The organism is Pseudomonas sp. GOM6, from assembly GCF_029537485.1.
Classification (GTDB): Bacteria; Pseudomonadota; Gammaproteobacteria; order Pseudomonadales; family Pseudomonadaceae; genus Aquipseudomonas.
In genome coordinates this window covers 166342-181037 of record NZ_JARPUS010000009.1, presented here as the reverse complement: position 1 = coordinate 181037, position 14696 = coordinate 166342, and the positions used below count along the sequence as shown (strand labels likewise).

Annotated in this window: 18 protein-coding genes; 2 read left to right on the top strand and 16 right to left on the bottom strand. The window is 60.5% G+C overall.

Annotated features, from left to right (window positions below; genetic code table 11):
• Window positions 1-758, top strand: a 758-nt coding sequence (locus P7A97_RS12910) for an aminotransferase class V-fold PLP-dependent enzyme (RefSeq protein ID WP_277690351.1), incomplete at its 5' end; no start/stop codon positions are given.
• Window positions 759-1006: 248 nt separating this feature from the next.
• Here the strand turns inward: P7A97_RS12910 and P7A97_RS12905 are convergent.
• The 13 genes from P7A97_RS12905 to P7A97_RS12845 all read right to left on the bottom strand — a co-directional run bounded on the left by P7A97_RS12905 (window position 1007) and on the right by P7A97_RS12845 (window position 11074).
• Complete coding sequence (locus tag P7A97_RS12905; protein ID WP_277690350.1) at window positions 1007-1789, bottom strand: TatD family hydrolase; 783 nt, start codon at window positions 1787-1789, stop codon at window positions 1007-1009.
• 71 nt (window positions 1790-1860) lie between these two features.
• Window positions 1861-2217, bottom strand: coding sequence for a PilZ domain-containing protein (locus tag P7A97_RS12900; RefSeq protein ID WP_068826636.1), 357 nt, complete (start codon window positions 2215-2217; stop codon window positions 1861-1863).
• Window positions 2218-2253: 36 nt separating this feature from the next.
• Window positions 2254-3240, bottom strand: a complete 987-nt coding sequence (locus P7A97_RS12895; RefSeq protein ID WP_277690349.1) for a DNA polymerase III subunit delta' — start codon at window positions 3238-3240, stop codon at window positions 2254-2256.
• The gene (tmk, locus tag P7A97_RS12890; protein ID WP_277690348.1) at window positions 3233-3865 is read right to left on the bottom strand and encodes a dTMP kinase; all 633 of its coding nucleotides are present in this window, start codon (window positions 3863-3865) and stop codon (window positions 3233-3235) included. The genes P7A97_RS12895 and tmk overlap by 8 nt, the downstream gene beginning before the upstream one ends.
• Before the next feature lie 9 nt (window positions 3866-3874).
• The gene (gene mltG, locus P7A97_RS12885) at window positions 3875-4912 is read right to left on the bottom strand and encodes an endolytic transglycosylase MltG (protein ID WP_277690347.1); all 1038 of its coding nucleotides are present in this window, start codon (window positions 4910-4912) and stop codon (window positions 3875-3877) included.
• A 3-nt stretch (window positions 4913-4915) separates the two neighbouring features.
• Window positions 4916-5731: an aminodeoxychorismate lyase gene (gene pabC, locus P7A97_RS12880; RefSeq protein ID WP_277690346.1), complete on the bottom strand. Its 816-nt coding sequence runs from the start codon at window positions 5729-5731 to the stop codon at window positions 4916-4918.
• Window positions 5731-6975 (bottom strand): beta-ketoacyl-ACP synthase II, encoded by a 1245-nt coding sequence (gene fabF / locus P7A97_RS12875; protein ID WP_277690345.1) that lies wholly within the window; start codon window positions 6973-6975, stop codon window positions 5731-5733. Before fabF ends, pabC begins: the two co-directional genes overlap by 1 nt.
• 103 nt (window positions 6976-7078) lie before the next feature.
• On the bottom strand, window positions 7079-7312 hold the full coding sequence (gene acpP / locus P7A97_RS12870; RefSeq protein WP_068826648.1) for an acyl carrier protein: 234 nt from the start codon (window positions 7310-7312) through the stop codon (window positions 7079-7081).
• Window positions 7313-7492: 180 nt separating this feature from the next.
• Window positions 7493-8236: a 3-oxoacyl-ACP reductase FabG gene (gene fabG, locus P7A97_RS12865; RefSeq protein WP_277690344.1), complete on the bottom strand. Its 744-nt coding sequence runs from the start codon at window positions 8234-8236 to the stop codon at window positions 7493-7495.
• A gap of 17 nt (window positions 8237-8253) precedes the next feature.
• A complete protein-coding gene (gene fabD / locus P7A97_RS12860; RefSeq protein ID WP_277690359.1) occupies window positions 8254-9192 on the bottom strand; it encodes an ACP S-malonyltransferase in 939 nt (312 codons plus the stop codon).
• 144 nt (window positions 9193-9336) lie between these two features.
• Window positions 9337-10347: a phosphate acyltransferase PlsX gene (plsX, locus tag P7A97_RS12855; RefSeq protein ID WP_277690343.1), complete on the bottom strand. Its 1011-nt coding sequence runs from the start codon at window positions 10345-10347 to the stop codon at window positions 9337-9339.
• A 3-nt stretch (window positions 10348-10350) separates the two neighbouring features.
• The gene (rpmF, locus tag P7A97_RS12850; RefSeq protein WP_021700475.1) at window positions 10351-10533 is read right to left on the bottom strand and encodes a 50S ribosomal protein L32; all 183 of its coding nucleotides are present in this window, start codon (window positions 10531-10533) and stop codon (window positions 10351-10353) included.
• Between the two features lie 13 nt (window positions 10534-10546).
• Complete coding sequence (locus P7A97_RS12845; RefSeq protein ID WP_277690342.1) at window positions 10547-11074, bottom strand: YceD family protein; 528 nt, start codon at window positions 11072-11074, stop codon at window positions 10547-10549.
• A gap of 104 nt (window positions 11075-11178) precedes the next feature.
• On the opposite strand from P7A97_RS12845, the gene P7A97_RS12840 reads away from it, so the two are divergent.
• Entirely contained in the window at window positions 11179-11757 is a 579-nt protein-coding gene (locus P7A97_RS12840; protein WP_277690341.1) for a nucleoside triphosphate pyrophosphatase, read from the top strand.
• A gap of 56 nt (window positions 11758-11813) precedes the next feature.
• Here the strand turns inward: P7A97_RS12840 and sppA are convergent, their stop codons facing one another.
• The 3 genes from sppA to rluC are packed head-to-tail and all read right to left on the bottom strand — an operon-like array spanning window position 11814 to window position 14416.
• A complete protein-coding gene (gene sppA, locus P7A97_RS12835; RefSeq protein ID WP_277690340.1) occupies window positions 11814-12785 on the bottom strand; it encodes a signal peptide peptidase SppA in 972 nt (323 codons plus the stop codon).
• Window positions 12775-13470 carry an HAD-IA family hydrolase gene (locus tag P7A97_RS12830; protein ID WP_277690339.1) on the bottom strand — a complete coding sequence of 232 codons (696 nt, stop codon included), beginning with the start codon at window positions 13468-13470 and terminating at the stop codon, window positions 12775-12777. The genes sppA and P7A97_RS12830 overlap by 11 nt, the downstream gene beginning before the upstream one ends.
• On the bottom strand, window positions 13463-14416 hold the full coding sequence (gene rluC, locus P7A97_RS12825) for a 23S rRNA pseudouridine(955/2504/2580) synthase RluC (RefSeq protein ID WP_277690338.1): 954 nt from the start codon (window positions 14414-14416) through the stop codon (window positions 13463-13465). Before rluC ends, P7A97_RS12830 begins: the two co-directional genes overlap by 8 nt.
• Between the last annotated feature and the right edge of the window lie 280 nt (window positions 14417-14696).

Below are 14696 nucleotides of genomic sequence, written 5' to 3'. Positions count from 1 at the left end.
TCAACCTGAATGACCACGACCCCGAAGGCGCGCTGCTGGCAGCCTGCGGCCCACGCACCCGCCTGCTGGCGATCAGCGCCGTGCAGTACGCCAGTGGCTTGCGTCTGGACCTGGTCCGCCTGGGTGCCGAATGCCAGCAGCGGGGTGTGCTGCTGTGCATCGACGCCATCCAGCAACTGGGCGCCCTGCCCTTCGACGTGCAGAGCTGCAATTGCGCCTTCGCCATGGCCGACGGCCATAAATGGATGCTGGGGCCCGAAGGGCTCGGCGTTTTCTATTGCCGCAGTGACCTGCGCGAACAGCTGACGCTGCATGAGTACGGCTGGCACATGCTGGAGCATGCCGGCGACTACGAGCGCCAGGACTGGCAACCGGCCAAAAGCGCACGACGCTTCGAATGCGGCAGCCCGAACATGCTCGGCGCCATGGCGTTGGAGGCCAGCCTGTCGCTACTTGAAGAAGTCGGTATGGAAAGGGTCGCAGCACAGATCGAGGAGCGCGTGCTGCAATTGCAGGAAGGCCTGCAGCAAATGCAGGGCATTGAGCTGCACAGCCCGCTCAACCCGGCCCGCCGCGCAGGCATCCTCACCTTCAGTCTGGATGGCTGGAACAACCAGCAGTTGTTCGCTCAACTCCGGGAAAAACAGATCATCTGCGCCCAACGGGGCAAAGGTGTGCGCTTCTCCCCACATTTTTATACCAAGGCAACGGTAATCGAGCACACGCTGGCAGTCCTAGACCAGTTGCGGCGGGGCTGAGTGCTCAGCAGCCGCTCGGGTATTCCAAATACGTTTAAGAAACCAGCGCAACCCATCTGGACGACGAGCGATCCTGGCCAATACTTGAACTTACTGGTGCGCGGCATCTCCCCCCAAGTGCCCCGCCAGCCAAGGTACCGTGGACCGCGTACCTTGTTTTACTCCTAATGGTCTTGACCCGGATTCATCCCCCAGAACCCGGGTTTTTTTTGTCCGCAATTTGTCCGGACCAACATCGTCCCGGTGAATCAGGCCACCCGGGCCAAAGGGAACAGTCGCTTGAAATTGGCCGTGGTCTGCTCGGCCAGAGCTTCGAAGGACTCACCACGGACCATGGCAAGAAACTCGGCGACCTCTCGCACGTACTGCGGCAAATTGGGCTTGCCACGGTGCGGAATGGGCGCAAGGTAGGGCGAGTCGGTTTCCACCAACAGGCGGTCGGCCGGTACCTTGCGCGCCACTTCGCGCAACGCATCGGCATTGCGGAAGGTGACGATGCCGGACAGCGAGATGTAGAAGCCGATATCCAGCGCCGCCTTGGCCATCTCCCAGTCTTCGGTAAAGCAGTGCAGTACGCCGGCCTGGGGCAGCGCAGCCTCGCGCAGCAGGGCCAGGGTGTCGGCACGCGCCTCGCGGGTATGCACGATCACCGGTTTGCCAGTGGCCTGCGCGGCTTGCAGGTGCAGACGGAAGGACTGCTGCTGCAACTCAGCCGCCTCGGGCTCGTAGTGGTAGTCCAGGCCAGTCTCGCCGATCGCCACCACATGAGGGTGATTCAACTCATCGAGCAGCCAGTCCAGCGCTGGGGCCTCGCCCTTTTCCAGATCCAGCGGATGTACACCCACCGAGCAGTCCACGTCACTGTATCGCTCAGCCAGCCCCTTGACCGCGCCGGCATTGGCTGCACTCACGCCAATGCACAGGAAGTGCTGCACGCCGCGAGCCCTGGCCGCATCCAGCGCAGCATCCAGGGAACCGTCGTGGGCGGCCAGATCAAGGCGATCAAGGTGGCAGTGCGAGTCGACCAGCATGGAGTTCTCAATCTCTTAAATGACGAAGCGCCCGATTCGGGCGCTTGCGGTTGAACGATTAACCGATCTGCCTACATGGTGTGGGTCGGGCGATCCGACTTCAGAGCACCCGCCAGATAGGTCTCGATCTTGTTACGCGCGGTGTTGTCGCCGTCGTTGAACTGTACGCCAACACCCGCAGCACGGTTGCCCTGGGCTCCCTTGGGAGTGATCCAGACCACCTTGCCGGCCACCGGAATCTTCTCCGGCTCGTCCATCAGGTTGAGCAGCATGAACACCTCATCGCCCAGCTTGTAGCTCTTGCTGGTGGGAATGAACAGCCCGCCGTTTCTGATGAACGGCATGTAGGCGGCGTACAAAACCGACTTGTCCTTGATGGTCAGGGACAGAATCCCGTTACGCGGTCCCAGATTCGGAGGCAAACTCATGCACTAATCCTGGCAACTTAATCCAATTTGCCGATTCTAGCCCGGCCCGGGCAAGCTTGCCCACTGCACCAGTAGGGCTTCGAGAAGCAGAGCACCGTTCAGGTTGGCCTTGCCCAGCACTTTCTGCCGTTGTTGCAGCAGCCAGTCCTGCATGGCCATCACCTTGTGCTGTGGGGTTTTGTCGGCCAGATACTGGACGACCTTACGCATATCAGCGGCGCCCAAGCCTTCTTCGTCGCGGCTCAACTGATAACGCAACATCAGCTGCGACCAGTCACAGAACCAGTCGAACAACATGAGCATCGGCAGGCTTTTCCAGGCCTCGGCCAGTTGGCTGGGGCTGGCCTGCTGCTTGAGCAGCTTTTTCACCCCCTCCACCACCAGCGCACGCTGCTCCAGCACACCCTGGCCCTGCAGGCGCCGCGCCATGAGTGGTGAGCCCGCCGCCAGGGCCAGCAACTCGCTGCGCTGCTCCTCGGAGCATTCCGGCAGCGCCTGGGTCAGCCAGGCCAGGCTGGCCGACTGACTTGGCAACGGACAGGCCTGCTGCACACAGCGGCTCTTCACCGTCGGCAGCAGGCGACTGGGCTGGTGGCTGACCAGCAGCAGCACGGTATTGCCGGCAGGCTCTTCAAGGCTCTTCAACAAAGCGTTAGCGGCGTTGATGTTCATGGCCTCAACCGGTTCCAGCAGCACCACCTTGCGCCCCCCGAGCTGGGAGGTCTGCACGACGAAACTGACCAGCTCGCGCACCTGATCGACACGAATAGCCTTGTCAGCCTCCTCGGGTTCCAACACAAAGGCATCCGGGTGCGTACCTGCTGCCAGCAGATGACAGGCCTTGCACTGCCCGCAAGCCCCCTGAGCACAAGGGCTTTGGCACAACAATAGAGCCATCAGCCGTTCGGCCAGATCGCGTTTGCCAATACCCGCAGGACCATGCAGCAGATAGGCATGCGCATGCTGCTGGCGACTGGCAAGTTGCTGCCAGAGCTGCGCCTGCCAGGGGTAGGCTTCAGCCACGGCAACGCTCCAGGATCAGCGGCAGCACGGCGTCGATGTCGCGCTGAACCCGCTCCAGCGACTGCGCCGCGTCCAGCACGCGATAGCGCTCAGGGGCCTGAGTCGCACGCTGCAAATAAGCCTGCCGCACCGCCTCGAAAAACCCCTGCCCTTCCTGCTCGAAACGATCCAGGCGGCCACGGGCCGCCGCGCGGGCCAGGCCAACTTCCACTGGCAGATCAAATACCAGGGTCAGATCCGGACGCAGGCCGCCCTGCACGAAGCGCTCCAGTTCGGCGATACGCGCCTCGCTCAGGCCACGCCCGCCGCCCTGGTAGGCATAGGTAGCATCAGTAAAGCGGTCACACAGCACTACAGCACCGCGCCGTAGCGCCGGGCGAATCACCTCGGCCAGGTGCTGGGCGCGCGCCGCGAAGACCAGCAAAAGCTCGGTATCACTGTTCATGACCTCATCACTAGGCGTCAGCAACAGCTCACGAATACGCTCGGCCAAGGGCGTCCCCCCCGGCTCGCGACTGAGCACCACCTCGATGCCGTGCTCTTTCAAGCGCGCGGCAAGGTACTCGCGATTGGTACTTTTACCGGCCCCTTCGGGGCCTTCAAGGGTAATAAACAGACCACTCACGACGATTCCTTATTGGGGCGCAGGGCTGGAACGATAGTCGGCACGGCGCTTGAGCTGATACTCGCGCACGGCCCGATTGTGCTGCTCCAGGTTGTCCGAAAAAACATGGCTGCCATCGCCTCGGGCGACAAAATACAGACTGCGCCCGGCCACAGGATGCAGCGCGGCATGAATCGCCTCGCGCCCGGCAAGAGCAATCGGAGTTGGCGGCATGCCATTGATCACGTAGGTGTTGTATGGCGTAGGCGTCTGCAGGTGGGCACGCGTCAGATTACCGTTGTAGCGCTCGCCAAGGCCGAAGATCACCGTAGGGTCGGTCTGCAGGCGCATGCCCAGGGCCAACCGGCGAACAAATACACCCGCGATCTGCCCGCGCTCTTCGGCCACGCCGGTTTCCTTCTCGACCATCGAGGCCATGATCAGCGCATCGTATGGCTTGCTATACGGCAGGCCTTCGGCGCGTTTACCCCACTCCTCGTCCAGCACCTGATCCAGACGGGTACTGGCCTGCTTGAGCAGATCGAGATCGCTCATGCCGCGCACATAGCGATAGGTATCAGGAAAAAAGCGCCCCTCCGGACTGACGCCCGGCATGCCCAGCTTGTCCATCAAAGCCTGATCACTCAGATCAGCGAGATTCTGCTCGAGAGCATCCTGGCGCGCCAGAGCCGCACGTACCTGACGAAAGTTCCAGCCTTCGACCAATGTCAGGCTGTATTGCACGACTTCCGCGCGCTGCCACAAGCCCAGCAGGTCACGCGCACGCTGCTCGGGCAACAAACGATATTCGCCACTGTGTAATGCCTGGTTCGGCAGGTTGAAGCGCCAATACAAACGCAACCAGAACGCCCCATCCAGCACGCCTTCGCTCTCGAGACGATTGAGCAGGCCGCCCGGCGTATCACCCGGCACCACCTCCAACAGACGCTCGGATTCCAACTGCAGCGTTTGCTCGAGCGCACTCTTCAGCTGCCAACCCGCTACAGCGAGCACCAGTATCGCAGCCAGGAGAGCTACGGCCATCAGCTGTATTAACTTACGAATCACGAATCAGGTGTCCAGATGACTGCGAACAAGGCCCTGCAGTTTACGGGTGAGCGGGCCAACGGGCCAGACGCTGCTAGCCAGCTCACGCACCGGCCAGATGCCATAGAGACTGTTGCAGAGGAAGACTTCGTCCGCGCCGAGCAGTTCGTCATAGCTGACGTCCCGCACGTGCACGGCCAAACCTGCTTGCTCAGCCTGGGCCAGCACCTCTGCACGCATCACCCCGGCCACCCCGCAACGCGACAGCTCGGCTGTGATCAGCGCGCCATCGCGCAGCAGAAACAGGTTGCTGAACACGCACTCGATGACCCGTCCGGAAGTATCACGCATCAAACCTTCGGCAAAAGCAGGATCGCTCCACTCATTGCGCGCCAACACCTGCTCAAGGCGGTTGAGGTGCTTCAAACCGGCGAGCAAAGGCTGCTCAGCCAGGCGCGTTACACAGGGAAACAAGCGCACGCCCTGCTCAGCGTTACCCACCGGATAGGTCGGTGGAGGGTTCCCCAAAAGGATGCGCCGTGGTTGTGCGGGCTGCGGCGCAGCGTAGCCTCGCAGACCATCGCCACGGGTAATCAGCAGCTTGGCAACGCCGTCGCCCAGCTCGGCAAAGAACGCCAGCAACTCGGACGCCAGCAGCGAGTGGTCGAGCGCGATAGCCAAGCGCTGACAACCTTCACTCAGGCGCTGCAAGTGCCGCGACAAGAGGGGCGCCTGGCCGTTGTGCACGGCGATGGTCTCGAACAGGCCATCGCCGTATGCCAGGCCGCGATCTGCCACAGGCAGTTGCGCAGCCGGGCAGCCATCAACCCAGGTAAGCATCAACCCTGGAAGCGACGGAACACCAGCGAGCCGTTGGTGCCACCGAAGCCAAAGGAATTGGATAGCACAGCGTCGATTGCCAGGGGCTTGGCCTGATTGGCCACGAAGTCGAGGTCACAGCCCTCATCCGGCTGCTCCAGGTTGATGGTGGGCGGCGCGACCTGGTCGCGCAGGGCCAGCACGCTGAAGATCGCCTCGACCGCACCCGCGGCGCCCAGCAAGTGGCCGGTCATGGACTTGGTCGAACTGACCGACAGCTTGTAGGCATGGTCACCAAACACCGACTTCACTGCACAGGACTCAGCCTTGTCACCGGCAGGCGTGGAGGTCCCATGGGCATTGATGTATTGCACCTGATCGGCATTGAGGCCGGCATCGCGCAGGGCATTGCTCATGCAGCGCGCAGCACCGGCACCATCCTCCGGCGGCGACGTCATGTGGAAGGCATCACCACTCATGCCGAAGCCGGCCAGTTCGGCATAGATGGTCGCGCCACGCGCCTTGGCGTGCTCCAACTCTTCCAGCACCAGTGCACCGGCACCATCGGACAGCACGAACCCATCACGATCCTTGTCCCACGGACGGCTAGCACGCGCCGGTTCTTCGTTGCGGGTAGACAATGCACGCGCCGCGCCGAAACCGCCCATACCCAGGCCACAGGTGGCCATTTCGGCGCCACCAGCGATCATCACATCGGCTTCGCCATAGGCGATATTGCGTGCAGCCATGCCGATACAGTGCGTGCCCGTGGTACAGGCAGTGGCAATGGCATAGTTCGGCCCCTGCAGCCCCAGGTGAATCGACAGAAAGCCGGAAATCATATTAATGATCGAGCCAGGCACGAAGAACGGCGAGATGCGCCGCGGACCTTGCTCAAACAGGGATTTGCAGTTGGTTTCGATATTGGTCAGGCCGCCGATACCGGAGCCCATGGCCACACCAATGCGCTCGCGGTTGGCATCGGTGACTTCCAGCCCGGCATCGCGAATCGCCTGGAAACTGGCCGCCAGACCGTACTGAATGAACAGATCGATCTTGCGCGCTTCCTTGGCCGACAGGTAGTCCTCGACGTTGAACCCCTTCACCGAGCCGCCGAAGCGCGTGCCGAAGGCAGAAAGATCCATATGCTCAATCAGGCCGATGCCACTGTGGCCTGCCAGAATGCCCTGCCAGCTGCTGGCCACATCGGTGCCCAGCGGCGACAGCATGCCCATACCGGTAACTACGACGCGTCTACGCGACACTGCACAACCCTCTTTCTTATTGGACCTGGCCCGATAAAGAAAAACCGCACGCCTTTTCGGGCAGTGCGGCTTTTCTGGGCCGAAAACCGGCGATTACGAGCGCTTAAGCGTGCGCGGTAACGTAATCGATGGCTTCTTGAACGGTGGTGATTTTCTCAGCCTGCTCGTCCGGGATCTCGGTCTCGAATTCCTCTTCCAGAGCCATTACCAGCTCAACGGTATCAAGGGAGTCGGCACCGAGGTCTTCAACGAAAGAGGCGCTGTTGGTCACTTCGTCTTCTTTCACGCCCAGTTGCTCGGCAACGATTTTCTTGACGCGTTCTTCGATGGTGCTCATGTCTTGTTTTCACTCCTATGGAAAAAGATCCGTGCAGCTGGGCTGCAGTGTATAGAAAGGGTTTTCTAACTTTCAAGCTGAATGCCAGCACCCCCGCAAACTGTCGCCTTCTGCCGGTTGCACTTTTGTAACGGACTTTAGACGGCTTTTATGACAGTTGCTCGCAGAGGCGAGTCACATTCAGCTCATGTACATGCCGCCATTCACTGGCACCGTGGCGCCCGTCACATAGGCCGCGCCGTCAGAGGCAAGGAAGCCAACCACCTTGGCAATCTCCTCTGCCTGCCCCAGACGCCCCAGCGGAATCTGCGTCAGCAGCGCCTCACGCTGAGCCTCGGGCAGCTCACGAGTCATGTCGGTATCGATGAAGCCCGGCGCTACCGAGTTGACCGTGATGGCGCGGGAGCCGACTTCACGCGCCAGAGCCCGACCGAACCCTTCCAGACCAGCCTTGGCGGCCGCGTAGTTGGACTGCCCAGAATTGCCCATGGCGCCGACGACAGAGCCGATATTGATAATGCGCCCCCAGCGGGCCTTGGTCATACCCCGCAGCACAGCTTTGGACAGACGGAACAGGCTGTTGAGGTTGGTGTTGATGACATCGAACCACTCCTCGTCCTTCATCCGCAGCATCAGGTTGTCACGGGTAATACCAGCGTTGTTAACCAGAATGGTCACGGCGCCGAAATCCTTCTGGATCTGCTCCAGAACAGCGTCGACTGATGCACTGTCAGCCACATTCAGCATCATGCCGGCGCCCTGGATACCCTGCCCCTTGAGCGCCTCACCGATACGTGCGGCACCAGCCTCGCTGGTGGCTGTACCAATGACCACCGCCCCCTGGCGACCCAGCTCAAACGCAATGGCCTGACCGATACCGCGACTTGCGCCAGTAACCAGAGCAACCTTGCCTTGCAGATTCATGATGTTCTCCTTGTATCTCAAACCAGCGCCGCGCGAGCGGCAGCGAAGGCTTCCGGGTTTTCCAGATTGTGAGTATTGACGCCTTTGACGCAGCGCTTGTTGAGCCCCGCCAGAACCTTGCCAGGACCGCATTCGACCAGCTCGGTAACGCCTTTCTCGGCCAGCAACTGCACGCTCTCTACCCAGCGCACAGGACTGTAAAGCTGCGCCAGCAGATCGCGTTTGAGCGCATCCAGATCAGCCGGCACGGCGGCGCTAACATTCTGCACCAAAGAAATCTGTGGCTCTTGCCAGGCCAGAGCATTGATCGCATCAGCGAATTTTTCGGCCGCCGGACGCATCAACGCACAGTGCGACGGTACGCTGACCGGCAGCGGCATGGCACGCTTGGCGCCACGCGCCTTGCACGCTTCGATAGCGCGCTCAACGGCCGACGCCGCACCGGCGATCACCACCTGCCCCGGGGCATTGAAGTTGACGGCACTGACTACCTCACCCTGCGCCACCTCGGCACAGGCAGCCAACACATCGGCATCTTCCAAACCGAGAATGGCCGCCATCCCCCCATGCCCGGCAGGCACTGCCTGCTGCATCAACTGACCACGCAGCTCGACCAGTTTCACCGCAGCCGAGAACTCGATGGCACCGGCAGCCACCAGCGCGGAGTATTCACCCAGGCTATGCCCGGCAACAAAAGCCGGGCGCGCACCACCTTCCGCCGACCACAAACGCCACAATGCGATAGAAGCCGTGAGGATTGCAGGCTGGGTTTTGTCGGTTTCGTTAAGACGCCCTTCCGGACCCTGCTGAGTCAGCGCCCAAAGGTCATAACCGAGGGACTCGGAGGCCTCACCAAAAGTATCCCGGACCAGCGCCTGCTGAGCACCAAGATCGGCAAGCATACCGAGCGATTGTGAACCCTGGCCGGGAAAAACGAATGCGAGAGAGGCTGACATTAAATGTGCCCTTTTGTGATTCCAGGTAGAAGAAACAGCACGGAGCAACCGGGCCGACAATTGCAGATTGGATGAAGCCCCCGCTGCCGCGGTCACAACCGATTGCGCGAAGATCTGCCGGCAAGGGTCGCGAACAGCCGAGATCTACAGCAACAAGTCTTCCAGACGGCCATGCAGGCGCTGCGGCAAATTCTCGCGCACCTCGATGACAGCTCGGCGAATGGCACTCTGAAACGCCTCGGCATCGGCACCGCCATGACTTTTCACGACAATACCCTGCAGACCCAGCAGACTGGCACCGTTGTGCTGAGCAGGCGCCAACTCGTCCTTCAAACGCTTGAGCAGCGGCATAGCCACTGCCCCGGCCATACGCGAAACCAGACTTTCACTGAACAGGGCTTCGATGCGCGAAGCAATCATCGACACCAACCCCTCGCTGGACTTCAGCAGGATATTGCCCACGAAACCATCACACACCACCACATCCGCCTCGCCGCGGTACAAACCATCACCCTCGACAAAGCCTATGTAGTTCAGACCTTCGGCCTGGCGCAGCAGGCTGGCTGCCAACTTGACTTGCTGGTTGCCCTTGATGCTCTCGGTTCCGACGTTGAGCAGCGCGATGCGCGGACGCACCACCCCCTGAGCTTCAGCAACCACCGAGCCCATCACCGCAAACTGACAGAGTTGTTCGGCACTGCAATCGACATTGGCACCCAGGTCAAGTACATGGCACCTCCCCCTCGCTGTAGGCACGGCCGTCACCATAGCCGGCCGATCGATACCTGCCAGCGGCTTGAGCACATAAAGGGAAAGCGCCATCAACGCCCCGGTATTACCGGCACTGACCGCAGCGCTGGCACGACCATTGCGAACCAGCTCCAGCATGACGCGCATGGAGGAATCAGGCTTGCCCCGCAGGGCATGGGTAGGGCGCTCATCCATGCCAATCACTTCACTGGCGTGTTCGACGCGCAGGCGCGCACGATCAACACCCGAGTGATGGGAGATGAGCTTTTCAATGAGGGGAGCTTGACCAACGAGGGTCAGGTGGAGCGAGGGGAATTCGGCCAGGCTGGCAATGCAGGCCGGAACAATGCAGTGGGGACCGAAGTCCCCACCCATTGCATCAATCGCGATCTGCGGAGCGGACAAGGATTACTCGTCGGCGCCCTTGTCGATCACTTTACGGCCACGGTAGAAACCTTCCGGGGACACGTGGTGACGCAGGTGAACTTCACCGGTGCTCTTCTCGACGGACAGGGCGTTAGCCTCGAGCGCGTCGTGCGAACGGCGCATGTCGCGGGCAGAGCGGGATTTTTTGTTCTGCTGAACAGCCATAACTCAATAACTCCTAAACGTTTGGGTCACGCTTTAACTGCGCCAAAACACTGAACGGGTTGGACCGCGATACCTCGTCCTCGCTCGACTCGGGCTCATCGGCACCGACCGGCTGCTGGCATTCCTCAGGGGCATGGGCCGGAACGATGGGCAGAGCGAGCAAAAGCTCATCTTCGACCAGCGTCATCAGATCCAAAGGATCCTCACCCACTTCCAGCACGTCATAGCCCTTGGGCAGCGACTGGGTATCCGCACCTTCCTTTACCACCGCGTAGTGACACTCGCTGCGGATCGGCAGTGCGACCAGTTCCAGACAACGCTGGCAAACCATCTTGACCTCAACCTCGAGCTCGCTGTGAATACTCACAGCACGACGCTCGCCACGTTCGAAGACAAGCTTCGCGTGAACCAGACCGGCATTATCAGCCAGCGGATCGCATAATCTGGCAAAACTGGCTAGCTGCATCTCCCCCTGGAGGGTGACACCGCGATCGGCAAGTTTGCGCGGATCAACGTGAGGTGGAATCGGCCCATTCGACATAGGCGCGACATTCTAGGGATGCCCCCTCCCTCTGTCAAAGGAATTTCCAACCTGTCCGTCGGGAGGCATGATCACTAAAATCGCCCCTCGAACAGGAGATCCTCATGCCCCCTCTGGTACTCGCCTCAAGCTCGCCTTATCGCCGAGAGTTACTTACCCGCCTGCGCCAACCCTTCGAGTGGGCCAGCCCAGACATTGACGAAACCCCACTACCGGGTGAACAAGTCGAAGCCCTGGTCCGGCGCCTGGCAGAAACCAAGGCCCGCGCCCTCAGCGAAAGATACCCGAACCACCTGATCATCGGCTCGGACCAGGCAGCCGTTCTGGATAAGCAGATTCTCGGCAAACCCCATAACTTCGACCGCGCCCGCGAACAGTTGCTAGCCGCCAGCGGCGCCAGCGTGACATTTCTCACCGGACTCGCTCTTCTCGACAGTGCCAGCGGGTGCTGCCTGGTGGACGCAATCCCCTTCACGGTGCATTTCCGCTCACTCAAGGAAGAGCAAATCTGCCGCTACCTCGAAACCGAGCAACCTTACGACTGCGCCGGCAGCTTCAAGGCCGAAGGGCTCGGCATCAGCCTGTTCCGCGCCACCGAGGGAGAAGACAGCACCAGCCTGATCGGCCTCCCGCTGATCCGCCTGACCAGCATGCTGACTGACGCCGGCATCGCCATTCCCTGAGCAGCTATATAAATGAAAAGCCCGACACTCGGCCGGGCTCCTCCACACACAGCAGGTCAGCGCAAAGCCGGCCCCTGAAAGCCCATCCACATAGCCAAGCGCTCAGCCACGCTGGCGCCCAGCTTTTTGGTGAAACGATCCAACGGACTTTCTTCTCGCGTATAGTCGACGATTGTCTTGGCTCCGATCACCTCACGCGCCACATAGCTACTACTGCCCAGCGCATCCACCAGACCAAGCTCCAAAGCCTGCTCACCCGACCAGATCAGGCCAGAGAACAGCTCGGGATGTTCCTGCACCTTCAGCCGATCACCACGCCCCTTCTTGACGCTATCAATGAATTGCTGATGCGTGGTTTTCAGCACGCCCTGCCAAAACTGGGTTTCTTCTTCTTTCTGTGGCTGGAAGGGATCAAGGAAAGCCTTGTGCTCACCAGAGGTATAGACACGACGATCCACGCCGAGCTTATCCATCGCACCAACAAAGCCAAAAGTGGCCGCAGTAACACCAATGGAACCCACCAGACTGGCCTTATCCGCATATATTTCATCAGCCGCGCTGGCGATGTAGTAAGCGCCAGAGGCACCTAGATCACTGATCACCGCATAAACCTTGATGGCCGGATGCTCAGCGCGCAGACGCTTGATCTCGTCATAGATATAGCCGGACTGCACCGGACTGCCGCCCGGACTGTTGATGCGCAGGATGATGCCCTTGGTCTTCTCATCCTCGAACGCAGCGCGCAGACCACTGACGATATTGTCGGCACTCGCCTCCTCGTCAGCCATGATCATACCACGCACCTCAATCAGCGCAGTGTGGCTCTCCGCCACGCCCGCCGACTTGCCCAACTTCAACGCCGGACTGAACAGCGCCAGCGCACCGAATAGATAGATGAACGCCAGCAACTTGAAAAAGATGCCCCAGCGCCGCGCGCGGCGCTGCTCGACAACACCGGCCTGCAGGGTTTTCTCCAGCAACTTCCAGGCTTTCTCATCGCCAGCAGACGCTTTCAACTCATCCGACATGCTCAGCCACCTCAACAGATCCAACAGAGACACGCCCACTCAGCCAGGCATGAAGTTCGCAAAACTCATTGATCGCCAGACGCGGTGAATGAGCCAGAAGACTCTCCAGTGACTGCGCACCAAAACCCACCGCCACCGAATCCATACCGGCATTACGCGCCATCTGCAGATCGAACACCGAGTCACCCACCATCAGCGCCTGCGAAGCAGGCAACTGACAATGATCAAGAATCTCATGCAGCATGCGCGGATGCGGCTTGCTGGCCGTCTCATCGGCACAACGCGTGATATCGAAATACTCAAGCCAGCCACGCCCCTCAAGAACCCGCTGCAAGCCACGGCGAGTCTTGCCCGTGGCCACAGCCAGGCGATAGCCCTGCTGACGGAAAGACTCCAGAGACTCCTCCACTCCCGCAAACAGCGGCGAAGGCTCATGCTCAAGCTGCAGGTAATGACCGCCATATCCCTCGCAGAGCCGAGCAATCATGGCCGAGTCATGCAGTTCCGGGTACAGCACACGCACCGCCTCAGGCAGTCCAAGACCGATAATGCCCCTAACCTGCGCATCACTCAGCACCGGCAGCCCACAATCATCCGCAGCACGCTGCATGGCCTCGACGATTCGACCAATGGAGTCGACCAACGTGCCATCCCAATCGAAGACCAGCAACTGGTAGTCAGGCACCGAGACGCTCCAGGGTCGCACCCCACATATCGTCGACTGCCGCCTCAAGCTCCAGGCGCTGACCATCCGGCAGCTCGATCCTCAACTGATAGGCATGCAGGAACAGGCGCTTTCCACCCAACTCGCGAATCTCGCGGGTGAATTCTTCATCGCCATACTTGGAATCACCGGCAATCGAGTGCCCAGCATGCTTGGCATGCACGCGAATCTGATGGGTGCGCCCGGTGATCGGACTCGCCTCGACCAGAGTGGCGAACTCACCAAAGCGGCGCAGCACACGAAACTCGGTGAGCGCCTCCTTACCCTCGGGATTGACCTCGACCATGCGCTCTCCCGAACGCAGGTTGTTCTTTAGGAGAGGCGCGGCCACCTTCTTCTTCGAAGTCGGCCAACTGCCACGCACCAGCGCCATGTAGCGCTTGTCCACGCCGTCACCACGCAACGCCTCATGCAGATGGCGCAGCATGCTGCGCTTCTTGGCGATCATCAGCAGCCCCGATGTATCGCGGTCCAGGCGGTGAACCAGCTCGATATCCTTGGCATCCGGGCGCAGCTGGCGAAAAGCCTCGATCACGCCGTAATTCAGACCGCTACCGCCGTGCACGGCGATACCGGCCGGCTTATTCAGCACAATCAGTGCCTTATCCTCATAAACGACTGCCGCCTCCAGACGCTCCAGCAGGCTTTGCGCCAACGGCACCGGCTCATCGCGCTCGGCCAAACGCAGTGGCGGAACTCGCACGATGTCGCCAGCCTGAAGCTTGTACTCGGGCTTGATCCGCCCCTTGTTCACCCGTACCTCACCCTTGCGCAGGATGCGGTAGATCAAGGTTTTCGGCACACCCTTGAGGCGGGCGAGGAGGAAATTATCAATACGCTGACCGGCATGATCCGGCGCAACCTCAAGCAGCTGGACGCTGGAGGTTGGAGAATTGTCTGTAGTCATGGCAGCGATCATAACAATTTTTTATGGAATTGAAGCACTTAATCATTACTGATATAGTCGCGAACGCCGCCAAAAGCGGCCCGGTTAGCGGATGATCGACATCCATACCATCCCTGCCGAGCGCAACCCTTTCTGGACGTAAGGCCGTCCGACGGAATTCTCGCCGCACAGAGCGTGCTGAATGCCGGAAACAAAGCCTTGAGCCAACGAGCCTGCCGCGAGATCGCCAACCAGGCTCGACAGACGCGTAGGCCTAGCCTGCGATAATGCAAACCCGCTG